Source organism: Stieleria magnilauensis, assembly GCA_007753675.1.
GTDB classification, from domain to species: Bacteria; Planctomycetota; Planctomycetia; order Pirellulales; family Pirellulaceae; genus Stieleria; species Stieleria magnilauensis.
This window is the reverse complement of record CP036432.1, coordinates 8,891,129-8,915,044: the sequence shown is the minus strand read 5'-3', so window position 1 is coordinate 8,915,044 and position 23,916 is coordinate 8,891,129. Positions and strand designations below refer to the sequence as shown.

General features: G+C 59.8%; 22 protein-coding genes. 11 read left to right on the top strand and 11 right to left on the bottom strand.

Annotated features, from left to right (window positions below):
• Positions 1-228: 228 nt before the first annotated feature.
• Genes TBK1r_RS32055 through TBK1r_RS32045 form a run of 3 tightly spaced genes read left to right on the top strand, consistent with a single transcriptional unit; the run spans position 229 to position 2,320 of the window.
• The gene (locus tag TBK1r_RS32055; protein ID WP_145219521.1) at positions 229-1,233 is read left to right on the top strand and encodes a sugar phosphate isomerase/epimerase family protein; all 1,005 of its coding nucleotides are present in this window, start codon (positions 229-231) and stop codon (positions 1,231-1,233) included.
• Positions 1,234-1,242: 9 nt separating this feature from the next.
• The gene (gene thiS / locus TBK1r_RS32050; protein ID WP_095738006.1) at positions 1,243-1,446 is read left to right on the top strand and encodes a sulfur carrier protein ThiS; all 204 of its coding nucleotides are present in this window, start codon (positions 1,243-1,245) and stop codon (positions 1,444-1,446) included.
• A 4-nt stretch (positions 1,447-1,450) separates the two neighbouring features.
• Positions 1,451-2,320, top strand: a complete 870-nt coding sequence (locus TBK1r_RS32045) for a thiazole synthase (RefSeq protein ID WP_419580599.1) — start codon at positions 1,451-1,453, stop codon at positions 2,318-2,320.
• A 95-nt stretch (positions 2,321-2,415) separates the two neighbouring features.
• Here the strand turns inward: TBK1r_RS32045 and TBK1r_RS32040 are convergent, their stop codons facing one another.
• Positions 2,416-3,870 (bottom strand): BRcat domain-containing protein, encoded by a 1,455-nt coding sequence (locus TBK1r_RS32040; RefSeq protein WP_145219519.1) that lies wholly within the window; start codon positions 3,868-3,870, stop codon positions 2,416-2,418.
• A 319-nt stretch (positions 3,871-4,189) separates the two neighbouring features.
• The gene (locus TBK1r_RS32035) at positions 4,190-4,813 is read right to left on the bottom strand and encodes a hypothetical protein (protein WP_145219517.1); all 624 of its coding nucleotides are present in this window, start codon (positions 4,811-4,813) and stop codon (positions 4,190-4,192) included.
• Between the two features lie 452 nt (positions 4,814-5,265).
• On the opposite strand from TBK1r_RS32035, the gene rpmB reads away from it, so the two are divergent.
• Together rpmB and gatC are read left to right on the top strand one after the other, a co-directional pair.
• Positions 5,266-5,532 (top strand): 50S ribosomal protein L28, encoded by a 267-nt coding sequence (gene rpmB, locus TBK1r_RS32030; protein ID WP_145219515.1) that lies wholly within the window; start codon positions 5,266-5,268, stop codon positions 5,530-5,532.
• Between the two features lie 17 nt (positions 5,533-5,549).
• A complete protein-coding gene (gene gatC, locus TBK1r_RS32025; protein WP_145219513.1) occupies positions 5,550-5,837 on the top strand; it encodes an Asp-tRNA(Asn)/Glu-tRNA(Gln) amidotransferase subunit GatC in 288 nt (95 codons plus the stop codon).
• Positions 5,838-6,153: 316 nt separating this feature from the next.
• Here the strand turns inward: gatC and TBK1r_RS32020 are convergent, their stop codons facing one another.
• On the bottom strand, positions 6,154-7,026 hold the full coding sequence (locus tag TBK1r_RS32020) for a DUF1571 domain-containing protein (protein ID WP_145219511.1): 873 nt from the start codon (positions 7,024-7,026) through the stop codon (positions 6,154-6,156).
• Between the two features lie 574 nt (positions 7,027-7,600).
• On the opposite strand from TBK1r_RS32020, the gene hemQ reads away from it, so the two are divergent.
• The gene (gene hemQ / locus TBK1r_RS32015; RefSeq protein WP_145219509.1) at positions 7,601-8,440 is read left to right on the top strand and encodes a hydrogen peroxide-dependent heme synthase; all 840 of its coding nucleotides are present in this window, start codon (positions 7,601-7,603) and stop codon (positions 8,438-8,440) included.
• Between the two features lie 209 nt (positions 8,441-8,649).
• Here the strand turns inward: hemQ and TBK1r_RS32010 are convergent, their stop codons facing one another.
• Positions 8,650-9,558, bottom strand: a complete 909-nt coding sequence (locus TBK1r_RS32010; RefSeq protein WP_372895366.1) for a phosphoribosylaminoimidazolesuccinocarboxamide synthase — start codon at positions 9,556-9,558, stop codon at positions 8,650-8,652.
• 251 nt (positions 9,559-9,809) lie between these two features.
• Between TBK1r_RS32010 and TBK1r_RS32005 the strand changes: the two genes are divergently transcribed.
• Genes TBK1r_RS32005 through TBK1r_RS31995 form a run of 3 tightly spaced genes read left to right on the top strand, consistent with a single transcriptional unit; the run spans position 9,810 to position 13,171 of the window.
• Positions 9,810-11,306: an endo-1,4-beta-xylanase gene (locus TBK1r_RS32005; RefSeq protein ID WP_145219507.1), complete on the top strand. Its 1,497-nt coding sequence runs from the start codon at positions 9,810-9,812 to the stop codon at positions 11,304-11,306.
• Between the two features lie 10 nt (positions 11,307-11,316).
• On the top strand, positions 11,317-12,258 hold the full coding sequence (locus TBK1r_RS32000; protein ID WP_145219505.1) for an SMP-30/gluconolactonase/LRE family protein: 942 nt from the start codon (positions 11,317-11,319) through the stop codon (positions 12,256-12,258).
• A 4-nt stretch (positions 12,259-12,262) separates the two neighbouring features.
• Positions 12,263-13,171, top strand: coding sequence for a dihydrodipicolinate synthase family protein (locus tag TBK1r_RS31995; protein ID WP_145219504.1), 909 nt, complete (start codon positions 12,263-12,265; stop codon positions 13,169-13,171).
• 116 nt (positions 13,172-13,287) lie between these two features.
• Here the strand turns inward: TBK1r_RS31995 and TBK1r_RS31990 are convergent, their stop codons facing one another.
• From TBK1r_RS31990 to TBK1r_RS31965, 6 genes are all read right to left on the bottom strand, one after another.
• Entirely contained in the window at positions 13,288-13,848 is a 561-nt protein-coding gene (locus TBK1r_RS31990; protein ID WP_473772469.1) for a gamma carbonic anhydrase family protein, read from the bottom strand.
• Between the two features lie 298 nt (positions 13,849-14,146).
• Positions 14,147-15,487 carry a PDZ domain-containing protein gene (locus TBK1r_RS31985; RefSeq protein ID WP_419580598.1) on the bottom strand — a complete coding sequence of 447 codons (1,341 nt, stop codon included), beginning with the start codon at positions 15,485-15,487 and terminating at the stop codon, positions 14,147-14,149.
• A gap of 475 nt (positions 15,488-15,962) precedes the next feature.
• Positions 15,963-16,919 carry a hypothetical protein gene (locus TBK1r_RS31980; protein ID WP_145219502.1) on the bottom strand — a complete coding sequence of 319 codons (957 nt, stop codon included), beginning with the start codon at positions 16,917-16,919 and terminating at the stop codon, positions 15,963-15,965.
• 105 nt (positions 16,920-17,024) lie between these two features.
• Positions 17,025-18,695, bottom strand: a complete 1,671-nt coding sequence (locus TBK1r_RS31975) for a BBP7 family outer membrane beta-barrel protein (protein WP_145219501.1) — start codon at positions 18,693-18,695, stop codon at positions 17,025-17,027.
• 311 nt (positions 18,696-19,006) lie between these two features.
• The gene (locus TBK1r_RS31970; protein WP_419580597.1) at positions 19,007-20,308 is read right to left on the bottom strand and encodes an acyltransferase family protein; all 1,302 of its coding nucleotides are present in this window, start codon (positions 20,306-20,308) and stop codon (positions 19,007-19,009) included.
• 43 nt (positions 20,309-20,351) lie between these two features.
• Complete coding sequence (locus TBK1r_RS31965; protein ID WP_419580596.1) at positions 20,352-20,633, bottom strand: hypothetical protein; 282 nt, start codon at positions 20,631-20,633, stop codon at positions 20,352-20,354.
• Between the two features lie 110 nt (positions 20,634-20,743).
• On the opposite strand from TBK1r_RS31965, the gene TBK1r_RS31960 reads away from it, so the two are divergent.
• Together TBK1r_RS31960 and TBK1r_RS31955 are read left to right on the top strand one after the other, a co-directional pair.
• Positions 20,744-21,313, top strand: a complete 570-nt coding sequence (locus tag TBK1r_RS31960) for a DJ-1/PfpI family protein (protein WP_145219499.1) — start codon at positions 20,744-20,746, stop codon at positions 21,311-21,313.
• Between the two features lie 84 nt (positions 21,314-21,397).
• A complete protein-coding gene (locus TBK1r_RS31955) occupies positions 21,398-22,312 on the top strand; it encodes an alpha/beta hydrolase (protein WP_145219498.1) in 915 nt (304 codons plus the stop codon).
• On the opposite strand, the gene TBK1r_RS31950 is transcribed toward TBK1r_RS31955, so the two are convergent.
• Positions 22,309-23,916, bottom strand: coding sequence for a vWA domain-containing protein (locus tag TBK1r_RS31950; RefSeq protein ID WP_145219497.1), 1,608 nt, complete (start codon positions 23,914-23,916; stop codon positions 22,309-22,311). The two genes, TBK1r_RS31955 and TBK1r_RS31950, sit on opposite strands and share 4 nt — an antisense overlap.

Below are 23,916 nucleotides of genomic sequence, written 5' to 3'. Positions count from 1 at the left end.
TCGATCCGCTTTGAATCGAAACTCTCTCGGTGACCGGGGCACCCAAATTGGGTCCGATGACCACCATTTTGACCGGGAATCGCGATTTGGGGGTTCTCGCAGGGTTTTCAGGGTTGTTGCAGGTTTTAGCAGCGGGTGCGCAAAATACCCCTGGAAGCATCGGATTGCATTTCTTCCAATTTCATCTTTTCATTATTCCGACCATCCCGTTTCCCTCTGGAGAGCTTCATGTCGCGTCCTGTCACCCTGTTTACCGGTCAATGGGCAGACCTTCCGTTCACCGACATGGTCCAAAAAACGAGCGGATTCGGCTATGACGGCATCGAACTGGCATGCTGGGGCGATCATTTTGAGGTCGACAAGGCGATCGCGGAGGACGATTACTGCGACAAGAAACGCCAGGCGCTCGACGACGCCGGGCTGCAATGCCATGCGATCAGCGCCCACCTGGTCGGCCAAGCCGTCTTGGATCTGATCGACCAACGCCACCAAGCGATCTTGCCGGAATATGTTTGGGGCGACGGTGATCCCGATGGGGTCAACACCCGGGCGATCGAAGAACTGAAGAACACCGCACGGGCGGCCCAGAAATTCGGCGTCGAAGTCGTCAACGGCTTCACCGGCAGCAGCATTTGGCACCTGCTGTACTCCTTTCCCCCGGTTCCGCCGAGCATGATCGATGCCGGGTTCGATCTGCTGGCCGAGCGATTCAATCCGATCCTGGACGTGTTCGGCGAATGCGGCGTGCGGTTCGCGCTGGAAGTCCACCCGACCGAAATCGCTTTCGATATCTACACCGCCGAGCGAGCGCTCGAAGCTCTCGACCACCGGCCCGAATTCGGGTTCAACTTTGACCCCAGCCACCTGATTTGGCAGGGCGTCGATCCGGTCAAGTTCCTGCGTCGTTTCCCCGATCGGATCTACCACGTGCACATCAAGGATGCGATCGTGACCTTGGACGGAACGAGCGGGATCAACTGCAGCCATCTGAATTTCGGTGACCCACGACGCGGGTGGGACTTCCGCAGCCCAGGACGCGGCGGGGTGAACTTCGAAGAAATCATTCGCGCGCTCAACGACATCGGGTACAACGGACCGCTGTCGATCGAGTGGGAAGACAGTGGAATGGAACGCGAGTTCGGCGCCGCCGAAGCCTGCCAGTTCACCAAAAAGCTGGATTTCTCGCCCAGCACCCGCGCCTTTGACGCGGCCTTTGACGACGACAATGACTGAGTCCAACCGATGATCTCTATCACCGTCAACGGCCGACGCGTCGAAATCGATTCGGAAATGAGTGTCGAGCAACTGCTCGACACCGTCGATGTGCCGCCGAACTACTTGGCCGTCGAGATCAACGCGGACGTGGTCCCACGTGAAACGTATGCCGACACGATCGTTCGTGACGGCGACGACGTCGAAGTCGTAACCCTGGTCGGAGGCGGATAATCCATTGTCCATCGCATCTACATCCAACGCTTCCGCCGAGACCGATGACGCACCGCTCGTCGTGGGCTCTCACACCCTGGCCAGCCGGCTGATCGTCGGCACCGGGCGTTACGACACGATGGAGCAGATGCGTGACTCGCTCGATGCGTCCGGATCCGATTGCGTCACTGTGGCCGTCCGCCGCGAACGGCTTTACGACCGCGGCGGCAAGAATATCCTGGATTTCATCGATCTGGATCGTTACACCTTGCTGCCCAATACCGCCGGTTGCTACACCGCCGCGGATGCCATTCGCGCCGCCAAACTGGGTCGCGAAATCCTCAAAACGCTCGGCAACCCCGGTGCGGATTGGGTGAAGCTCGAAGTCCTCGGCGATAGCAAGACCTTGTTGCCCGATCCCGCCGAGACGGTGGCGGCGTGTCGCGAACTGGCCGCCGACGGATTCCAAGTCCTCTGTTACACCAGCGATTGCCCCGTCACCGCGCGGCGACTCAAAGAGGCGGGCGCGGCCAGTGTGATGCCCGCCGGCAGCCCGATCGGCAGCGGACAGGGATTGCTCAACCCCAACAACCTGCGAATCATCCTGGAATATCTCAAGGAAGACGATCCGGATTACCCGGTGATCATCGACGCCGGAGTCGGCACCGCGAGCGACGTCAGCCAGGCGTTCGAACTCGGCGGGGACGCGGTGCTGTTGAATACCGCGATCGCCCACGCCCGCGACCCGGTTCTGATGGCCAAGGCGATGAAGCACGCCGCGATCGCAGGTCGTCACGCCTATCGGGCCGGCCGCATTCCCAAGCGACTTTATGGGACCGCATCAAGTCCCGCCGAAGGTGTCATCAGCACGCGGCCCTACGGCAGCAACGCCTAAGTACAAAACATTAAAGGGTGGCGTAAGCTTCCAGCTTGCGTTTCACAAGTGAAACCGAGAACGCAAGCTGGAAGCTTACGCCACTTTGTTGCCGACTAATCTTCTTCTTCGTCGTCCTCGGTGTCCAAGGCCGTCAGGTCGACGACTTCACCGATCGCCAGCGCCAGTCGCCCCAGGATGGCGAAGTACATGAACACCACGCCGATCGACAGGATCACGCCGATCGCGATGCTGGCCGGCGAGAGGGAGCACATCACGAAGTAGCCGAACAGGGCGGCAAACAGGAGTCCGGTCGAAAAGTAGAACGCGCCCCACTCTTCCTGGCACCGCGTGATGCTCTTGCTGATGTCGGCGGAAAAGGGCGACGTGATCGATTGCTCGTCCAGCATCGAAAGCAAGATGATCGGAAACGCGGCATAGATCGAGAACATCACCAGACCCAGCTTGACCACCGGGTCGGCGCCAAACACCGTGGCGATGACGTAGGCCGGTCCCACGGCGATCGCGGTCGCCGCAACGACCAGCCACAGCGATTCAAACCAGGCGGTCGGGTCGAGCGTGGGCCAGTCTTCGATGCGGTCATGTTCGTTGGCAACGCCGAAAAGGATCGCGAATCCACAGGACACCGTCAGGGTGATCCCGAGTAATCCCAGCGGAAACATGCCCAACGCAAAGACCGGCACTGCGACCGTCAGGGCCGCGGGAATCGCCAGCAGGATCGAGAGTCCTAAAAAATGGCTGATGACTCCAGGGTCGACGAAGATCCCGAAGACGGTTTTGAACCATCCGATGGTGCTGGGTGCGTCGAACGCCGGTTCGGACCGCTTCTCGTCGGGCTCCCGAGCGGCCTCGCGGAGCAGTTCGTCGGCGCTTTTCTTGAAGGGATCCTCCGGCCGCCCGGTTGCGCCCGTTTCGATAAATTGAAACGTCTCGGCGTTGTCGTCACGCTGCGGCTTGGTCTTCTTTCTCGGCGGCTTGGGGACGCGGACTTCGCTGTAGCAGTCCCCGCACTTGATCGTCTTTCCGGTCTGCTTGGCTTTGGCCGACAGCATGCTGCCACAGATCGGGCAGGTCACCCGAAACTCTTCGTTCGGGTCGATCGTTGGGGCCGCTTCGGGTGTCGGGGTCGGCTTGGCCGCCGCCGGACTGGTCGTCGGGCCGGCTGCGGGACCAGCCGCGAAGCCAGGCAGTTCGTCCAGTGATGGCAGTCCAGCGAACAGGTCTGCCGGATCCGATTCGCTCTCCAGGCCATCGTCATCGGAGACGTCAACGAACGGATTCTCGCCGAACAGATCGTCGTCGTCGTCGTCGATATCTGGTGGCGCGGCCGCTGGTGATCCGGATTTGGATGCGGTGGGTGTCGCGGTGAGTTCCTCTGGATCGGCCAGCGACAACCAGTCCTCATCCTCCGCGCTCGATCCGGCTCCACCGAGTGAAGACGGGGCGAGGAACTCCTTCAGGCAACTGGGGCATTGCACGCGTCTGCCGGCATGGGCCGCACCGACCGTGACGGCGGAATGGCACTTCGGGCAATGGACGATATCAGACATGGACGGCTCGCCAGCAACCCGATCGGGATCGCACGGAGGGGTGGGGCAAAGACAACGCGGCGGATTGCCTTCATATTATCGTAGCACCACAGCCGACTTCCAGTGGTTCACCTCGTCCGCACGAGAGCTTTGTCAGCGGCTCGTTTGACGGTACCTGACCCCTTTTCCGCGGCATCCTCAATCAGAGGACTCGTCGCCTCGTCCACTACCCGGAAATTGAGCTGCACTAGCGAGGCAGGGCCATGTTGACCAGGCTTTTCCGCGGCATCCTCAATCAGAGGACTCGTCGCCTCGTCCACTACCCGGAAATTGAGCTGCACTAGCGACGCAGGGCCATGTTGACCAGGCTCTCGATGGCGGTCGTCGTCTTCTTTTGGATCTGAACCCGGTCGCCGGGCCGCAATCCGTAGTCGGTCGTGGGGTCGACGGTCCCGTCGTCGGCAAATTGGATCTCCATCCGCACCCCGGAAATCGAATCCGGTGAGGGGCGGTAGAGGGTTGCCTGGACGTTGCCGAGCTTTTTGAGCACGCCGGTTTGGGTCAGCAGTTCACTGACAAAGACGCTCTTTTGGCCCGGCGGCAGCGGCAGCACACGGACGGGCTGTTCGTCTTCGGCGACTTGCAGCACGATCGCGTTTTGTGCTTTGGCTTCACGGATTTTGTGATAGGCCTCCTCGGTCAGCCCGGCATGACCCGACAGCGCCGTCGCCGGCGCGGTGCCGTCGAGCATTTGGTAGGGCGATGTGTTTTTCGCCGATCCGGGGGACAGCAGGCTCGCGGCGGGGTTCATCAGGTCCAGTCCGCGTGCCGAGGGGAGCGTCGAGCACCCGGTGGTCAACGCGATCAGCAGCGGAGCGAGGGACGCGGTCGCCCAGCGGGCCGGCAGAACGCGGGTGATGGCCGTTTTTCGAGGTGAATCGATGGTGCGATCGGAGGCGGTCATGGTCGCAAGGCTCGGTAGGTTGGTCGCAAGACGCCGTGTGATCGTCGCACGGCGCCGGGGAAGTGCCGAAATCGACGGGAAATGCGTCGGGGAAGGAGGCTTAGGAAGAGTTTTCGGCCGCCCGAGCGTGGATCTTGAGAAATCTGAACTCTTTCGCTCAAGAAAGATTGGTGGGGGATTACTTCTTTCGCCGGATCCCCTGTGTTTGTATAGTCTTGACCCTTCGACGCGTTTCCGGCGAAAAATGAGACAACACGGGCGGCCCGCTCTGGGGCTCGCCCGGCCATCGCTGACCCGAGCGAGACCTGCTCGGTTCCGATGGACCCAGGTCAAACGGACTCGGTTCCGATGGACTCGGGTTGGCCGTGTCGAAGTCGATTAGATCACAATAGCAATCCAACGAACAAACCGGCTGAGGAGCCCCCACGCGATACGATGGGGGGAAATGTGCCATGGCACGACAATGTGAAGTTTGCGGAAAGAAAGTGCAGATGGGCAATCGCATCGAAACTCGCGGTAAAGCGAAGTATTTGGGCGGTGTCGGTACCAAAATCACCGGAATCACCCGTCGCAAGTTTGTTCCCAACCTGCAGAAGGTCCACGTGACACTGCCCGACGGCGTCAACAAATCGATGCGCGTTTGCGTTCAGTGCATCCGCAGCGGAGCGATTCGCAAGCGAGTGCGAACCAAGCCGTTTGACGTCAGTGGCGCCAAATAGCCGACCGCGAGGAAGTCATGGCATTATCGGCAGACGACGTTCGCAAGCTGGCCCTGCTGGCGCGACTGGAAATTTCCGACGAAGAAGTCGAGCATCTCGGCCCGCAGTTGGAAAGCATTCTCGGTTTCGTCGCGAAGTTGTCCGAGCTGGACACCAGCGACGTCGAGCCGATGACGACGGCGCTGGACGTCGATAACCGCTGGCGCCGCGATGAGATCACGCCGGGACTGGATCGCGCCGCCGCCTTGGCCAATGCCCCCGCGGCCGATGACGAGTGCTTTCTCGTGCCGCCCGTGCTGGGATAGTGCGTCGTCAGCACGTTCGCTGCCGCACCGAGGCCCGTGGGGTCTGCGCCCAATGCCACTTAATTTGGCAACGTCGTCACCACTAGGCCCGCGGCTAGCGCCGACGGCTCACTAAATCGACAGCCCGCGAGCCGTCCGGTGTCGGCGTGAACACGCCCTGAAAGACCGGAGGGCTCGCGCCCTTCCGCTCACAAAAAGCACCCCGATTGGTGCCACAATAGGCGGCATGCGGCTTGCGCTGCTAGCTCGCCCAAAACGGCTGATTCAATCAACAGTCCGCTACGGCTTCAGCCTTGAGCATTCGGTCACGCGACGATCAATAGAAGTTGTACTTCGAATTGTTCGGATCGAAGTCGGCGTCGGTCAGTCCGACGTTCAGCTTCAGATTCAAGTAGTTGTACTCTTCAATCACCGACAGCTTCTCTTGGTTCGGCGCGGGCCAATCGTAGGCGACGTAGCGGATCGGCACGTTGAGTTCTTCGTCCATGTACACCTTGGCCTGGTAGAACAGCAGGTCCGGTCGTGGTGTGGGCTGGGTGACGGTCAGCAGCATGCAGGGTCGGTCGTTGACCTTGATGCCGGTTCGCATCTCGGCTTTGACGTCCGGCAATTGTTTGGCTTGTTCGCCCCGCTCGATCAGTTTGACGAGCAGATTCTCCAGCCCGATCTCGGTCATCGGGTACCGCTGCCCGCGCATGGCTAGCGTGCCGGTCGGCGGCAGATTCACCGTCGGCAGGAAGCGGCCTTTGAAACCGCCTTCGTGCGCGATCAGGTTTCCGTTGTTGCGGCCTTCGACGTACAGGACTTCGCGGCCCTTGATGCTGGCCGGTTTGACGAAGCTCAGGTAAACGCTGAGCGGCTGGACGATCTGGTTGTCGACGACTTTGCGGCAGCGAATTTTTGCCGACATGTACTCGTGCGGGCCGAGCGTGTCGCCGATTCGTTCCCGTTTGATCAACAGCGCCGTGTAGTCGTTGATTGTGTTTTGACAGTTCACCAGGCTCCGGCGCGCCCGCATCAGAGCCTCGTCGAGTGCCGACAGTTTGACCGGGGGGCTGGGGGCCAGGCTCGCCGCGTTGGCCACGCGATGGACCGGTTCAACCAAGTGGGGCGGCGTGGCGAACGATTGTTCGGCAGCGGAGGTCGCTGCGAGTGAGCCCAGAAGGGCGAGAAATTGACGTCGTTGCATCTCGATTGCTTCCTTGCGCGTGCGTCGGACGACCGGAAAAAAGGACGGCCTTGGTGGTCGTATCGCCGCAGATGCTACGTGAAGATGAGGAGTTCCACTGGCAGGCAATCATCCGGAGCAATCGTCGTATCCGTTGCCGAGCGTTTCGACCGGATCAACACCATCAAATTAAAGGAGTCGATTCCGCTCGGGATGCAGCGTGAGCCGTGGTGGGATCACTGTTAGCGAAAAAGTCGATGATTCCGCTAGAGGAATTCAGTTTTTCCTCAAGTTGCAAGTTCGCCCCATGAGTTGCAAGTCAGCACGCGGCGTCAGCCGGTGGCATCAGCACGTGGCATCAGCACGTGGCATCAGCACGTGGCGTCAGCCAGTGGCGCGAGTTACGTGTGCGTCCCCGCAACGCCTCCCGCCGTGACGACGCGATCGTCTCTGGCGAGGGCGCCGGCTGGCTCTGAAGCCGTTGAGGGGTGAAAATGTACGGGGCTTGCGCGCCAGCGGCAAAGCTGGGATAATCGTTCACCGCGCCCTCGCGATTGCCATTCCTTCCCCCCCGTCCACTAGCGTTTCTTCGCCTATGTCCGGTCGTCCCAGTCCACACGCCGCCCCGCTTCCCGAGCCCTCGACCATTCCCGAAAACGGTTGGCATTGCGGTCACTTCTTTTATCGATTTCGTCGTGAAGCGATGGCGGCGCCGTTGACGCCGGAATGCGTGACGCAGTTTTGTGCGGCACTGTCGCCGCCGGACGATATGGCTCCCGAGCGGATCGCCAGCTATTGGATCAGCGGACACGAGGCTGATTTCGGATTGATCGTCATGGACCCAGACCCGGCGAAGGTCGATGCGATTCACCAGTCGTTGATCGCGCCTCCGTTGGGGCAATTCATCGAAGGGGTTTGGTCATTTGTCTCGATCAGCGAAGTCAGCGAATATGTTCCGACGATCGAGCGATTTCGGGATCGATTGATCTCTGAAGGGGCTGACCCGGAATCCGACGAACTGAAAGCCAAGGTGGCTGCCTATGAGCGCCGTTTGCCGATGATGAATGAGCAGCGTTTGCGTCCGGAGTTTCCCGATTGGCCGGCGGCGTGTTTTTATCCGATGAACAAGAGTCGCGTGCCGGGAGCCAACTGGTTCACCGAACCGTTCAGCCATCGCAACAAGATGATGGCCGAGCACGCTCAGAGCGGGATCGCCTTTGCCGGCAAGGTGTCTCAGTTGATCACCGTCGGTGTCGGCTTGGATGACTGGGAATGGATGGTCACGCTGTGGGCTCGCAACCCGGACTACCTGAAGGACATCGTTTATAAGATGCGTTTTGACGTCGCAAGTGCCAAGTATGCGGAATTCGGGCCGTTCTATGTCGGCTATCGCGCCGGCGCCGAAGAGATCCTGGACCACTGCAAGGTCCGCTAGCAGGCGGGTTTGTTCTCAATGCCGCTAATACCTCGTAAAACGCAGGGAATCAATGCTTCACAGCGTTGAGCACAGGGCCCGTAGGCCCCGCGCCAAACGGCTGATCATCAACTGACATCAGCCGGTTCGCGCGAGCGGCGCCCATCAATGTCGATTGAGCGGCATTGGCTTGTTCTACATCGCTGCCTGCGGACGGGCCGACTGCGCGGCTATGCCAAACGCTCGAACGCTTCGCGATACTTGGCCGCGGTCTGCCGGATGATGTCGTCGGGCAGCTTCGGCGGGTCGCTTTGTTTATCCCAGCCGCATTGTGACAGCCACTCGCGGACGAATTGTTTGTCGAACGAGGGTTGGGCGGCACCGGGGGCGTAAACGGATTCGTCCCAGAAACGCGACGAGTCGGGCGTTAGGACTTCGTCGATCAAAACAACCTCGCCGTCGACCAGGCCGAATTCAAACTTGGTGTCGGCGATCAAAATCCCTCGCGAGCGGGCGTGGTCGGCTGCTGCTGAATAGATCTTCAGTGTTTCGGCTCGCAGACGCAGCGCGAGATCGCTGCCCAGGTCCGCGATCATCCGCCCGATGCTGACGTTTTCATCGTGGCCTTCTTCGGCCTTCGTCGCCGGGGTAAAGATCGGTTCGGGCAGGCGGTCGCATTGGCGTAGCCCGGCGGGAAGCTTGTTGCCACAGACCGCGCCGGTCTCCTGGTACTCCCGCCAGCCGCTGCCTTCCAGGTACCCCCGCGCGACGCATTCAAACGGAACGACCTCGGCCTTTTCGACCACCATGATGCGACCTTCCAGCGGGCCGGTGTCGAACGACGCGGATAAATCCGAGGGGACGGACGTCGATTTCAGGTGATGTCGGACGCCAAGGTGGTTGAACCAGAATGCGCTCATCTGCGTCAGCACGCGGCCCTTTTCGGGAATCCCACACGGCAAAATAAAGTCGAACGCACTGATGCGGTCGGTACTGACGACGAGCAAATCGTCGCCCAAGTCGTACAGGTCGCGAACTTTCCCGCTCTTTCGAGGCAGCGGCAGATTTGTCTGCAGGAGCGCTCCGGCATCGTCGAATTCGTACAGCGATTCGGACTTCGATTCAGCGGGCTGCGTCACGGCGATTCTTCGGGGTTGGGAGTGGTCTGTCGTTCCCGCCTGGGGCGCCGGCTGCGGGAGCGGCCGATTGGACCGGCGTATTGTCGAGAATCTGGCGCCGCTGCCAACCAGTGGCGTTTCGTGACGAGCGAGCCGCCATGGTCGCGGACGACACGATCAGTCGGTAAACTGGCGTCCGATTCCGGATTCTGCCAGTCTGGATTTTGACCTTTGCCTCTTCCATCCCGCAACCGGATTGTTTGGCCCGCACCATGGGGCAATTTCATTTCGCTGTCCCATCCGATTCGACCCAGTTGTTGAAACAAACGCTGTGGAAAGATGCGTACATCTGCGGCATCGAAGGTGTGCCGTGGGAATGCAAGAACAGCGTCCAGGGAGGCGTTCTTTCGATTTCACGACCGGTCGACACCTCGGGAAAGCTGTATTTGACCTGTCCGACGAAGGGGCTCGGTTATCGAACGCTTTCCACTTGCTCGCTGATGCCGCAGGAGCAACCGCATCTGCTGTACCTGGAACTGGCGCGTGGCAGTTGTTATCGGGCACGGGAACAGTCCAGCAATTGGGAACGGGCGGGGCTATCGCTGGGAGATCGATTTCCGGAGCTGGTCGCGCGGGGGACGTCGCAGTTTCTCGATGCGGCCGAAGCGCGGTCGGATCTGCAGGAGTGTTCTCGGCATGCCTTGCAAGCCATCGCCACACTCGAGCAGGCCATCGCCGATCTCGGTGAATCGTTCGCGCTCCAATCGATCGCTTATCGCAAGCAGCGGGAACCACAACTCGGCACGCTTCTGGCCGGCAGTGTGATCCCGCCGTCTCCGACCCGTTCCGCGTTGAGTTCGCGTTTCCAGAAAGCATTCAATTGCGCGGCGGTCCGATTGAACTGGGGGACGATCGAATCCGAAGCGGGGCGTTTCGAATTTGAAGCCAGCGATCGAACGATTCAGTGGTGCGTCGAGCGTGGGATTCGCGTCTTGGCAGGGCCGCTGATTGACTTTCGCAAAGAGCTGATGCCGCCGTGGATGTATCTGATCGAAGACAACTTTGATTCGTTTGTGCAATCGATCACGCATTACACGCAGCGGGTGGTTGAACGTTATCGCGGTTCGGTGCAGCTTTGGAATTGTGCCGCGGGATTGAATACGCCCGGGCCGATCGCGTTGGACGACGAGCAAGTCATGCGGCTCGCCGTCGCCGTGCTGCAAACCGTCCGCCGCATCGATCCCAATACGCCGGCGATCATTTCGTTTGATCAGCCCTTCGGCGAATACTTGGCAAAGCACCGTGATGGGATTTCCGCCTTGCACTTTGCCGATGCACTCGCACGCAGCGGGTTGGGAATGGCGGGCGTCGGGCTGGACGTACGATTAAATTATTCCAGCGATGCGACGTTGCCACGGTCGGCGCTCGACTTCGGCCAGATGATTGACCGCTGGGCGACGTTGGGGATGCCGATGTTGGTCCAATTGACGATCCCCGGCGGTTCCGGCGAAGACGAAAAAGCGATGTGCAAACAGTCGACGTTGATCAGCGGAACGAATCCATTGGAATTGTCGACCAACCAGCTTCGCATCGCCGGTCCGATCGTCCGCACGTTGCTCGCCAAGCACGTGGTGCATGGGATCGTTTGGGACGGTTGGGCGGACAACGAACGGCACGTGCAAAGTCACTCCGGCGTGATCGATTCGCTCGGTGTGCCGCGACCAATGTTGGACTATTTTGAACGGCTTCGACAGGAACTTTTAACGTGAGGCACCCACAATGAATCTGCATTCTGCTCTCTACGCGTTGGTGGTCGGTTTCGCAGCGCTAGCCATCGGGCAACCGCTCGTATCGGCTCAAGATGACACGACTCAAGGCGACACGGCCGAGACCATCAAGCCGACCGGCAAGGTCGAATTGGTTCAAGACGGATTCGCGTTTACCGAAGGTCCTGCCTGGGAGCCGAAATCCAAAACGCTGTTGTTCACCGACATTCCCAACTCCGCCATCCACCGGCTCCACCCCGACGGATCGATCAGCCTGTTCACCGGTGACTCCAAACACACCAACGGCATCTTGATCCCCCGCGACGGACGCATCTTGGCCTGTCAAATGGATGGCCAAGTCGTTCGCTATGACGAACACGCCAACGCGACCGTGTTGGCGTCGCAGTACGATGGCAAACGATTCAACGCGCCCAACGATTTGACCGTTGACGGCGAGGGTGGAATCTATTTCACCGACCCGCTGTTCCGCGCCCCCACGCCGCTGCCGCAAACCGTTCAGGCGGTCTACTACATCGCCTCCGACGGCACCGTCTCTCGCGTCACCGAGGGTTTGGCCGCGCCCAACGGTATCGGCATGTCGCCCGATCGGAAACGTCTTTATGTCTGTCCCAGCCAACAGGCCGAGATGCTGGTTTACGAGGTCACCGGACCCGGAAAGTTGTCTCCGCCGAAAACGTTCTGCACCGTGGAGCAACCCGAAGGGAAATCGGGAACCGGCGCCGACGGGATCGCGTTGGATGTTCAAGGCGATGTTTACATCACCACCCACATCGGTGTGCAGATCTTTTCTCCCGCCGGAGAACAGATCGGCGTCGTCTCGTTTCCCCAGCAGCCGGCCAACGTCTGCTTCGGTGGCGACGATTGGAAAACCATGTTTGTCACCGCCCGCACCGGTCTGTACCGCGTCACCATGCCGATTCCCGGATTGCACTGAAACCATGCTTACCAGTTCGTTTGATCCCAGCCATTTGTCCGAAAGTGTTTTCGCCGTGCCGCCGCTGGCGCGTGACGGTGATGGCGAAGTCTGTTCCGTCGAGAACGCCAAACTGATTCGGTTTCTCGAAGACGGCGGAATCCGGTCGTTGTTGTACGGTGGAAACGCCGTCTTCTATCACATGCGGCTCAGCGAGTACGCCAAGACCCTGACGATGCTCAGTGAAACCGCCGGCGACCAGACCTCCGTCGTGCCCTCGATCGGCCCGGCCTACGGATTGGCCGTCGATCAAGTCGATATCTTGCGCGAGTATGACTTTGCCACCGCGATGTTGCTGCCGGCGCGTGATGTCGTGGACCAGCAAGGCATCGCGACCGGCATTCGTCTGCTGGCCGAACGCTACGGCAAACCCCTGGTGCTGTACCTGAAATTTGATCGTTGGCTGGATGCCCAATGGGTCGAGGCGTTGCACCGCGACGGCGTCATCTCGTGGATCAAGTACGCCGTCGTTCGGGATGATCCCAGCCACGACGATTATCTCAATGAAATCCGCGACGTCTTTCCGGCCTCGCGGATGGTCAGCGGAATCGGCGAGCAACCCGCCATCGTGCACCTGCGTGACTTCGGCATCACCGGTTTCACCAGCGGATGCGTCTGCGTCGCGCCGGCACGCAGCATGGAAATGCTCCGCGCGATCCAAGCCGGTGATTTGGAAACCGCCGAGTCGATTCGACAGTGGTTCTTGCCGCTGGAAGACCTACGGAACACCTACAGCCCGATCCGTGTGCTGCACCATGCTGTCGCCGAAGCCGGCATCGCGGCGACCGGTCCGCTGCTGCCGATGCTCAGCGACCTGGATGATTCCCTGGTCACCAGAATCCGCGACGCGGTGGCCGGTATGACCGTGGGGTAAGCTTCCAGCTTGCCTCGATGGGGGACAAGCGGAAGGTCGACAGGAAAATGGGTGACAGGAAAATGTCTTGGTTCCAACCTTGGCACTTCCGTGGGGCAACGCAAGGCAGGTTCGCGTCACTGGCCTTTCGCTTCGGCCAGATACTGATCTTTGATCTCGACATAGTGGGCCGGCGAGTAGAGGAAAAAGCGGACCTCTTTTTCGCTGACGGGGCGGAGCTGTTTGCAAGGGTTGCCCACGTACACGAAACCGCTTTCGAGTGTCTTGCCGGGTGGCACGACACAGCCGGCCCCCACGATGACTTCGTCGGGGATCACGGCGCCATCGTTGACCACGGCGCCGTTGCCGATCAGAACGCGGTTGGCGACGGTGCAGCCGTGCAGGATCGCGCGGTGGCCGATCACCACGTCGTCGCCGATCGTCAACGGCCATCCGCCGGGATTGAAATCACCGTCATGGGTGGTGTGCAGGACGGCGGTGTCCTGCACATTCGTGCGGTCGCCGATTTTGATCGGCTCCATGTCGCCGCGGATCACCGCCCCCGGCCAGACCGAGGCATCATCACCCAAGACAACGTCGCCGATTACCGTGGCCGCCGGATCGATATAAACGCGTTTGCCCAGACGCGGAGTGATCCCACCGAAAGAGCGAATGGAGAGCGACATAAACGGTTTCATTTTGCGGGAAGAAGAACAGAAGAAAACGGCACAAGTCTACCGGATTTTCGATCGGGCGAGGGCTGGGGAGAACGTCGACAGGAAAATGGGTGACAAGAAAAGGGTGGGGATCCGACCCCGGCTTGGTCTGCGGTGCTCTGCTTGTTTTCTTGTCTGGTTTCCGACGTCGTTATTCTGTTGCCCGACATTTTTCTGCCATCCCAGCCATGACGTCATCGACAGGAATCAAAAAAGGCACCCCGAAACATGTCCGGGGTGCCTGATCGAAGCGATGATCTATCACGCGTCATTGTCGTGATTACTCGACAGCGGACTCGACTTCGGTGTTGCTTTCGACTTTGGTGTCGCCGGTGACCTCAGCGTCCGCATTGATTTCAGCGTCGGCATTGAGTTCGGCGTCCGTGTTAGCGTTCTGGTTGCGATTGTTACGGCGGTTCGAACGTGCATCCGCGGCGTCGTTCGATCCGTCGACACGACTTTGGACATCGAGCGTGGTTTCGTCGCGACTCGATTGATCGGCACGATCGTTGTCGCGTTGTCCTCGTCGGTTTGCGTCGCGTCGGTCGACCTGAACGCTGGCTGCCGATTCAGTGCTGGCATCCTGTTCAGTCGCCTGGTTGAGGTTCAGGTCGCTACGCAGCGAAGCGATTGCACGCCGCAGTTCTGACATTTCGCGTTCAAGACGATCGACTCGATTGGCGAACTGCGTTTGGTCGCGGTCCATTTGTTGACGGTTGTTGTTTGAACGACGATCGCCAGATTGACTGTGGCTTTGTTCGTTCAAGGTGGCGGTCAATTCTTGCTCTTGGCCATTGCGTTTCACTGTCAGTGCCACTTGAGCATTGTCGTCGGCCGAAGCGATTCGCTCGCTCAACCAACCCGCGGACTCGATCTTTTGTCCGTCCGCGGTGATGATCACGTCACCTTCGCGAATTCCGGCCTGAGCTGCAGCGCTACCGCGTGCGACGCGGGTCACTCGAACTCCTTGATCGGTTTCCTCGATCGCGACGCCTAGCCGCCCGCCTTGGTTGGCTTGAGCGGAATACTGCGTGTTGCGATCCGCTTGATATTGCGATCGGTCATAGGCTTGCGCATTCACCTGCCCGGAGGACTGCATCCGCTGGTCTTGGTACGACCGAGAATATGATTGGTTGTAGCCGTCGTTCCATTGTGAACGATTGGGTTGCTGCGAATATTGAGGTTGATTCGCTGGGAAGTAGACCGCTCGGCCTTGGCCATCGAGATGAAACAGACGGCCTTGTTCGTCGCGGTAGACGGTTGCGGAGCGGCCTTGAACGTAGCCCTGTCCTTGGTTGTATCCCTGGTTGTACGGCTGTCCGTAACCGTTGTTGTATTGCGGGCCATAGTTTGGTTGGCGATCGGAGTAGGTCGATTGCAGACCTTGGTTGATTCCATCGCGAACAACTTGGTCAAAACTGTTCCCTTGGATCGCACTGCGGGTGGCACCCCGAATTCCGCTTCGGATCGCGTCTTCTGATTGGAAATCGCGCGAATCGATGCGGTTCCCCGGGCTCAACCGATCTTCGATCGCATCGGAGATTGCGTTTTGTGCCGATGCCATCGGGATCGTCAAGGCAAGCGCGGCGCCTGCTGTCATCAATCGAAATGAAGTCTTCATGTGAATTTTTTCCTGCATGGAGAGGGAGGATGTGTCTCACGCCAATGCGTTGGCCGAACAGATACCACCGTGGTAGTTCAGCGATCCGTTCCTGCCGCCAAACGTCATGACGGTCGGGGTTGTGGAACGGTGCGAGACGGAGTTCCAGGAGGACGCAAATGCAGTGCCGAACGGCGCGTCCCTGCGTGACAAAAGAATGACGCGAATCGGATTCAGGCTTGGTACCTGCTCCCTTTTTCGCAACTTGGACGGTTTGATTTTGCGGGAAGGCGATCAGAAGAACACGACACGGGGCTGCCGGATTTCTGATCGGGCGCGGGTTGGGGAGATGGCAGACAGGAAAATGGGTGACAAGAAAATGGAGTGGGCCTGATCCCGGCTTCGTCAGTTCTGTTTTCCTAACGGTCGTATTATCGATTTTCTGCCATCGCGGGCATGAACAAGCGTGATGACTCCCCAGGCCTGATTGGACGTGTCAGGCGGCGGCGCGGCCGTTTTGGCGAAGGCGTAGTTCTTCGTTTTGCAGCAGGTTGCGGTGGGATTCCCCGCTCAGGGCGGCTTCCACGCGGCGGTTGACACTTTTTCGCATCGCGCGGTGGTAGCCGACCGAGGCGGCGAACAGCGTGATCAGATCGACGAAGGACGATTGGGCGGCCAGCGGGTGCGGATCCAACACCAAATGACTGTCACTGCCGAAGGAGAACAGTTTACCGTCGATCTCTCCGATGCCCTGTCCCTCGGCTTCGATCTCAAAATCTGCGCCGATCGATAGCCAATAGCGCCGCAGCAAGAGATTCCACATCCGTTGGCCGTCGTGATAGCAAAAACTGAACAGCGACGGGATGCGAAAGGTGCGGTGGTTTTGTTGCACGTAGGTGACCAGATCACTGCGCGAGAGCATCGCGGCCATCGTCAGCAGGGGCTTGCCGGTGCCGATCGAATTGTGGACTTCCGTCGCCGTGACCTCTTCGATCGTGCCGACCCAGCGGACGCGATCTCCGGTGGTGCGAAACAGCTTCAAGACCAGGCGACGAGTTTGGATGTCGTCGCATTGCATCTGCATGATTTCATCGTCAGCGAGTTGGTCTTCTAGCTTTTGCTTCTGCTTCGCATTCAATCGCCCCGAACGTTTGATCGAACGTTTCAGCTCGTTGCGCCGCTTGTCCTTCATCGCATCCAAGCAACTGTGCATTTCCTCGTCGTCCGGTTTCCAGACGTCGGTTCGCATGCCGACCAGATGCGTTTTTTCCCAGTCACCGGTTTCCTGGTCCAACGTGTTGACCGTGCCGACGCAATCCATGTGCGTGGTGAAGTGATTGGTGTCGGCTGTTTTCAGCTTTTGAAGGAACTCGACGTTGCTAGGGTGGACTCCCGGCAGCGCCCACATGTCCACAAAACGCTGACATCCCACGGGTTCCTTGGCCGCCATCATTCATTACCTTCACGTACGAGAAAAAGGTGTCCGACACCTTTTTGGTTCAATAGGTGCTTGGGGTGTTTGCGTGGTGGGGCCGTCTGTTCCGTTGGAGGCGTCGGATCAGTAGATGTACGACAGACCGAAGTGGATGCCTTGGACATAGAACGTCCCGTGGCGAAAGTTCGAGGTGGGGCGTTGTGCACCGACGGCGGTATCGGCCAGGTTGACGGCCAATTCAGGGTCGATCACGCCGCTCAGCTCCAAGGCGTCGGTCATGGCGATGATGTGATAACCGAACGTGACGTCAAAGCAGGGGTACTTTTGCCAGCCGAGGGTAAAGTCCAATTCGGGAACCCAGCCGAAGGTGTTGTCACTGTGCGTCCCCGAGTTCGTCGAGCGGACTAAGATTCCGTTGGGGTTGGTCGCATTGTTGCCGTCGATGCTGGTGAACGTGCTACCGGCCAACACGGCGCGTCGGCGAACGGATCCGAATCCGATTTTCGCCAGCGAACTGAACGACCAACAGCCTTCGCGGTAGTGGGTCGCGACGCCGAGCTGACCGCCGTGGAAGTCGTTTTCGACATCAAACGAATCCGACGTCGCCAAGACCGATCCGATCGGCCGGGCACCGTCGCTCAACGCGGTCGCGCGATCTGAAATCGAAAGGGATTGATCCATTCCCATGTATTGGTAGCCGTACAACAGGTCGACCGTCGCACCCTGGCGTTTGTACCACAGCTGGCGAATCGAGACGTCGGCTCCAAACGTGTTGCTGTCGGCGCGGATGCTCAGTTCGCCGCTGGCTTCACCCGGCGTCGCGATGATCCGCGTGTCGTCGATCGGGTCCACGCCATCGGTGACGTTGAAGAACGGGCGGACGAGTGTCGCGTGCGTGTTTTGATTGGCATTGAATCCATAGGTTTGTTCCCCGGCGAACCAGCCTCGTGCGACGATGTTGCGGTCCATGTAATTGTCCAGCCAAGCACCGACGGTCAGCCGGCCGCCCGCGGTCATGTCTTTGAAAACGGTTTCGCGACCGGCAAAGATTTGCGTGTCGGTATCGTCCAAAGAGCCATCGGATGCCAGCGCGGGCAAGCGATCGCCCGAGCGGAACATCAACAGCAACTCGACGGATCCGAACCAGTCATCCGCTGACAGCCCGAAGCGACCGAGTGGACCGCATCCGATCGAATCGCATCCGCCGCTACCACAGGAGATTCCGTCGCAGAACTGGGAATCACAAATGGGTGCCGCATCGCATCCGCCGTCAAACACCTGTCCGGCGAAACCGTAGGGCGTCGCATCGACGCTGTGGTGCATCGCCGGCGGCAGCGGAACATGGGCACCGCCGCTACGGCAGGATTCACATGAGCAGGTCTCCACCGCGTGCTGCTGCGGAGCGACGTGCTGCTGTCGGTGGTTGGATGTTTCATAGCTGACCGTCTGCACCGGCGATTGGGCCGTTCCGGTCTCTGGCAGGACCACCGGGTCTGGCAAGGACGCTTCGCTGACGACCGGTTCGGCGCGGCGTCGCGGCTGGGGCAGTGTGTCCAACGGCGCGTCGACCAGCCCGCTGCTTTGTTGGCTGGTTTGTTCGCCGGCCTCGGCTGGCGTGACCGTCACGGATTCAAGGTGGTCGGTTTCAAGCACCGGCGGCTGATAGGTACTTCGATCGGGTTGCTTGCGACGGAGGGTGCGATCGCCGCCGATGGCGCCCGAGCCGCAGCTGAAGAAAGCGACAGAGAGGAAGCAGGTCAAAAACGCGAAACGTCGAAGTGCGTCTTGAATCATGAGGATTCCAGATGTTGCATCAGGTCAATTGATTGTCGCCGTTGAGTGGCGCCGTGCCCGCGCGGAAATTTGCCGACACCGCGCCCGGTACAGACTTTTTCGACATTGACGGTTCGTCTGATTAAGGAATCTTGGCAGACTTTGCCGATTGGCGAGGTTGGTCCGCAGTTTGCCGGCCGGAAGGGATTCGAGAGCGTGCTCGCCCGTTTCCGCATGCCGTCCGAAGCGAAGCTGAAGCGGACCCCTCCCCTGCATCTCGCGAATCCGCCGCCATCTTCCTGCGACCAGAAGCCGCCTCTTTCAGAAACCGCTTACGCTGCGCGTCGTGTTTCCGTCTCGGGGACCCGGCGCGGGATCGGGAGCGTCGTTTCTTGGTCCGTTTGCACGGTTGCGGGCTTGGGTTTTTCTCGGTGGCTAAACCCGAGCCATTGCCCGAAACGTGTCCGGCGGACGAACGATTCATACATCAACAGAGAGAGACTCGTCGCGGTGAAGAAGGAAACGCTCATTTTCACCAACGGTGATGCGGCGGGCCAAAGCCATTTGATGTCACAGTGGATCAATCCGAGCAGCGGGTGGTGGACCAAGTAGATCCAAAAGGAAGCCGACGCGACGTACAGAATTGGACGGGGAACATGGGTGATGTAACGCGTGCTCGCTCCGATCGACCCCAGCGTGATTGTGCCTGCCGCGGCGACGGTGAGCAACGCCATCAGGAACGTGGCGGCGTGATTGGGCGTCGGCCCGCCGAGCGAATGCTCCAGCGACCAGGTTCCTAGCAAGACGGACGTACTGAGCAGGACGACGCCAAGGGACAACAGCCGGGGGGATGATCGGGCGACCCATTGCAGTTGCCCGTCGTGTATCGCGAGGCCGTAGCCGGCTGCGAAAAAGACACCGCTATAGATCCACTTACTTGGAACCGGCAGAAATGCGTGCTGGAACCCCCAGACGACTTGGGGGGCCGCCGCCAAGGTGGTGACCGCGACACACGCCAGGATTGCCAGCAGCACCTTCGGCCGCGAAACCGCTTGAGAAATTCGTGCAAACGGGGTTCGCGAAGCGGTCTGGATCAGACAGGCTGCGACAACAACGTACAGAAAAACATAGAGCAGAAACCACAGATGACTCAGGCCCCAGATCTGTTCGGAAATCGGTGTTGGAAATTTCAGACTCTTCAGTTTGATCGCCGGCACAACGCCTTCGACCACCAAACCCGCGGTCCAAATGTAAAGGCTGATCGGCAGGATCACGACGATGCCAAAGGCCAACGGAATCAGCAACCGTTTCGCTTTGGATTGAATCAGACGGTTGGGGGAGTCTCGGCGTGAAGAACGACACAACAAGAATCCTGCCATCATCAAGAACAACGGCATGATGATGACTTCGATGCTCCAGAACACGGCATCGACGATCCGGCTGCTGGTATCCCACACGGGCCAAACCAAACCGGGCATCGGGTGCCGCGCATAGGGAACGCCGGCGTGCAGTGCGACGACTGCCAACGCCGCGAACGCGCGCAATGCGTCAAATCCGACAATCGCGTCAGGCTGCGTCGGCGGTAGGTACGGGGAGGGTGTTTGGGTGGGCTGATCAGGGCGAATCACTCTCATGATTCTTCGGTACCAAAACCGCACCGCGCGACGAAAGGACGATTTATTCTCGGCCGAGCACGTCGGTGCGAAGGTCTGTGGTGCCCAAGAAGATTTGTCGCATCGGTCGCGCCGGCATGCCGCGACGGGATTGGTCCAACAACCGGACCGTGTTGCCGTAGACATGCAGCAGACGACCCGGGCGTTGCTCGATCGGCATCGATTTTATGCTCGCCCGGTACTCACCGGTCGGCAGAATGATCGGGCTCCAGCCGGTCGGAGAGGTCGCTGATGTGGGTGTGATCGATGTGATCAGCAGTGTGCTCAGTAGTATCGCGTATCGCATAAACGTATCCCCCGGTTTAAATTTCATAGCCACTCTAGGTCACGATTTCGATCCGGAATCCGGCCGGAGTCGGAAAACGCAAGACTCTACTTACCGCAAGGAAAATTCAAATGGGCAAGAAGATTTTGATGATCGTCGGAGACTATGTCGAGGATTACGAGGCGATGGTGCCGCTGCAGATCCTGCAGACGATGGGGCATACGGTCGACACGGTTTGTCCCGACAAAACGCCCGGTGACACGGTGGCCACGGCGATCCACGATTTCGACGGTGACCAGACCTACAGCGAAAAGCCCGGGCACCGCTTCGCCATCACCGCCGACTTTTCCGGGGTCGACGTCGCGAGCTATGACGCCTTGGTGGTGCCGGGTGGCCGGGCGCCGGAATACCTGCGTCTCAACGCCCGGGTGTTGGAGATTGTCAAGCAATTTGACGTCGAAAAGAAGCCGATCGCCGCGATCTGCCACGGCCCGCAAATCCTGGCCGCGGCAGGCGTCTTGGTCGGAAAAGACTGCAGTTGCTACCCTGCGGTGCAGTTCGAAGTCACCGCCGCGGGTGGGAAATATGTCGAGCCGGCCGCGACGATGGATTCGGCTCACACGCACGGACACCTGGTCAGTGCACCGGCCTGGCCGGCCCATCCCGCCTGGATGCGCGCCTTTTTAGAGCTTCTCAATTAGGCATTGGGGCTTGTTTCAGCGCATAATAGAGGGAAATGAGCAAACCGAGATTGCCAACCGAGATTGTCTGCCCAGGAGTTTAGAATGTGCCGTTTGTCCGTACGAGTTGTCATCCTTGCGTTCACACTGACGTTGTTGACGCAGTCGACTCTGTCCGCACAAGGTCCCCGGAAGAAGGTGGAGCCGCCGCCTCCGCCGGGCCCCGTCGAATTGCCGACCAAGGACGGTTTGGAACTGAGCGGATATTATTTCGGTTCCAATAAAGGCAAGGCGGCGATCCCGGTGATGATCGTCCATGAGTGGAAAGGCCAAAAGGCACCCTACGGCAAGCTCTGTATCGCGCTTCGCGATGCCGGTTGCGCCGTCTTGGCGCTCGACTATCGCGGACACGGTGGATCGCGAGAGTACACCGATCCACGCGGGGAAACGCAGGAATTCGATTTGGAACGGATGCGCAAGCAACACGTTCTGGCGATCGTCAAGTACGACCTGGATGCGGCCAAAGCGTTCCTGGAAAAGGAAAACAACGAGGGCAAGCTGAATTTGAACGCGCTGGTCGTCATCGGCATCCGCGAAGGGTGCGTGTTGGCCGCCGGCTGGACCCAACGCGATTGGAGTTTTGTGCCGGTCGGGACGCGTAAACAAGGCCAAGACGTCAAGGCGTTGGTACTGGTGTCGCCCGAACGCTTGTTGAAGGGCGTGCCGATCGAAACCTCGATCGCGGTTCCCACCGTCGCCTCATTGCCGATCATGATGGTTGTCGGTGAAGGTTCGCCCGAACAGAGCGACACGGATCGAATCTACAAACGGGTCGAGGCGGCCAAGAAGAAACTTACCGGCGGCAAGGATCCGGAAGGGCTGGAATTGCTGCAGGTCAAGCAGCCCTTGGGAGGCCCCTTCTTGGTCAATGAATCGGCTCAGGTGATCCCCGAGATCGTCAAGTTCGTCACCTCGCAAGTGCCGATCAGCGAAACCGACAATCCCTGGATCGAGCGTTAGTGGCTTGGTTTGGGGACGTACCGGTATTGGCCGCCGTTCTGTTTCGCGATCCGCCGCATCCGGCTCTCGCCCTCTCGGCTGTGATAGCCGATCGTGTGCACGATGCTGATCGGACCGTCGTCACCGAAAAGATTGTCGATCCGATTGATCTCCCCCAGCATGTCCTCGATCCGCTGGGGGAACTCGCCGTCGGACAACAGAAAGATCACGTCCGGGTTCAATTCCAATGCGAACGGCAAGGCGTCATAGGGCGCCCGGCCGCGATCCATCTTGATCGTCATCGCCCACCGCTGCAGCTTCTGCTTGTTCTCCGCCGTCGCGTACACACTGCGTGGCTCGTCTTCGTCGGCAGACGACAGCCGCATGTAGTCGGGGTCGGCATCGAAGAAGATGACATAAAAACGCTGATCGGGTTTCAGCAAGCGAATCGATTGCAATAACTCCGCACGTGCCGAATCGAACGCGTCGCCCATGCTGCCGCTGCTGTCGACCAGATAGACGAAGTGGTTGCCGCCGCCATCGACGCCGCAAAAACTCATCGTCGCATCCGAATCAGATTTCAACGACATCGCTGTCATGCTGGTCACGTCACGCTGAATCATCGACTCGATCAACGGAGTCGGTGGTGCCGGCGGAACATCGTTGATCAGATCGACCACGGAAATCTCTCCGATGTCGCTGATCTCGGCTTCCAATTCGCTCGGTGTCGGTTCGCTCGATGTCGGCGGCAGTTCGGGGGTTTCGATCGAGAGTGATTCGATGGCCAATTCTTCCGTTTCAGCGACCGAACCGGCGATCGCGATCTGGTCTCCCGGTGGCGGCGATGCCAGCGTGAAGAACGCCAGGGCGAGCAAGATCAAGCCGTGAAACACCGCGCTGAGCACCCAGGCGGCGGGTTTGCGTCGCCGCGGCGGGTCGGACGCCTGCGTGGCCAAATCAATCTTCGCCGCCGGCTTCTCCGCCGGATCCGAACGCCGACGCCGATCAGCGGCCGGCCCGCCTGAGAGACTTGGCGACGGCAACGACGATTGCGACCGCTTGGTGTGCGCAGGGTCGACCCGCGAGCCTTCTCGTTTCGAACCCCGCTTTCGCAAGTCCTGCGAATGACTTCCGAGCCAGTCGCCGCTCGACGAGTCGCCGCCCGATGGAGCGACGACAGAGAGACCGAGCGCGTCCCGCACCTGGTTCCAGTTTTCAAAGCGCCGGTCGGTGGGATTCGGGCGGGATCCCGCATCGCGCTCGGCACGACTCGATTCGTCACCGGAATCGTCTGCGGTGGCTTGGTCGCGGTGAAAGATCGTGGCGGCTTTGGCCGGCCGGCTGCGTCGAGAATCGACAGGCCGATGATCGACAGGCAACTCCGATTCCAGATCGGCATCGTCGTCGTGTTCGTGGCCTTCGCGGAGCCGCTCAATCTGCAATTCCAACTCGGCGGCTTGGGCGTCCAGTCGTGCTGCGTCGGCTTGGCAGCGGATTCTGTCGAGTTCCAGTTCCAGTTCACGCAGCCGATGACGGTACGTTTGATCAGTGTTCGGGTCGGTGGGGGGATTGGGCGAAGGCTGGGATCGGGACGTGGGCTGGAGTTCGTTCGGCAACTCGGACAT

Coding starts and splice junctions, on each gene's coding strand:
- TBK1r_RS32055 (WP_145219521.1), top strand. CDS start 229: ATGTCGCGTCCTGTCACCCTGTTTACCGGTCAATGGGCAGACCTTCCG.
- thiS (WP_095738006.1), top strand. CDS start 1,243: ATGATCTCTATCACCGTCAACGGCCGACGCGTCGAAATCGATTCGGAA.
- TBK1r_RS32040 (WP_145219519.1), bottom strand. CDS start 3,870: ATGTCTGATATCGTCCATTGCCCGAAGTGCCATTCCGCCGTCACGGTC.
- TBK1r_RS32035 (WP_145219517.1), bottom strand. CDS start 4,813: ATGACCGCCTCCGATCGCACCATCGATTCACCTCGAAAAACGGCCATC.
- rpmB (WP_145219515.1), top strand. CDS start 5,266: ATGGCACGACAATGTGAAGTTTGCGGAAAGAAAGTGCAGATGGGCAAT.
- gatC (WP_145219513.1), top strand. CDS start 5,550: ATGGCATTATCGGCAGACGACGTTCGCAAGCTGGCCCTGCTGGCGCGA.
- TBK1r_RS32020 (WP_145219511.1), bottom strand. CDS start 7,026: ATGCAACGACGTCAATTTCTCGCCCTTCTGGGCTCACTCGCAGCGACC.
- hemQ (WP_145219509.1), top strand. CDS start 7,601: ATGTCCGGTCGTCCCAGTCCACACGCCGCCCCGCTTCCCGAGCCCTCG.
- TBK1r_RS32005 (WP_145219507.1), top strand. CDS start 9,810: ATGGGGCAATTTCATTTCGCTGTCCCATCCGATTCGACCCAGTTGTTG.
- TBK1r_RS32000 (WP_145219505.1), top strand. CDS start 11,317: ATGAATCTGCATTCTGCTCTCTACGCGTTGGTGGTCGGTTTCGCAGCG.
- TBK1r_RS31995 (WP_145219504.1), top strand. CDS start 12,263: ATGCTTACCAGTTCGTTTGATCCCAGCCATTTGTCCGAAAGTGTTTTC.
- TBK1r_RS31990 (WP_473772469.1), bottom strand. CDS start 13,848: ATGAAACCGTTTATGTCGCTCTCCATTCGCTCTTTCGGTGGGATCACT.
- TBK1r_RS31985 (WP_419580598.1), bottom strand. CDS start 15,487: ATGAAGACTTCATTTCGATTGATGACAGCAGGCGCCGCGCTTGCCTTG.
- TBK1r_RS31980 (WP_145219502.1), bottom strand. CDS start 16,919: ATGATGGCGGCCAAGGAACCCGTGGGATGTCAGCGTTTTGTGGACATG.
- TBK1r_RS31975 (WP_145219501.1), bottom strand. CDS start 18,695: ATGATTCAAGACGCACTTCGACGTTTCGCGTTTTTGACCTGCTTCCTC.
- TBK1r_RS31970 (WP_419580597.1), bottom strand. CDS start 20,308: ATGAGAGTGATTCGCCCTGATCAGCCCACCCAAACACCCTCCCCGTAC.
- TBK1r_RS31965 (WP_419580596.1), bottom strand. CDS start 20,633: ATGCGATACGCGATACTACTGAGCACACTGCTGATCACATCGATCACA.
- TBK1r_RS31960 (WP_145219499.1), top strand. CDS start 20,744: ATGGGCAAGAAGATTTTGATGATCGTCGGAGACTATGTCGAGGATTAC.
- TBK1r_RS31955 (WP_145219498.1), top strand. CDS start 21,398: ATGTGCCGTTTGTCCGTACGAGTTGTCATCCTTGCGTTCACACTGACG.
- TBK1r_RS31950 (WP_145219497.1), bottom strand. CDS start 23,916: ATGTCCGAGTTGCCGAACGAACTCCAGCCCACGTCCCGATCCCAGCCT.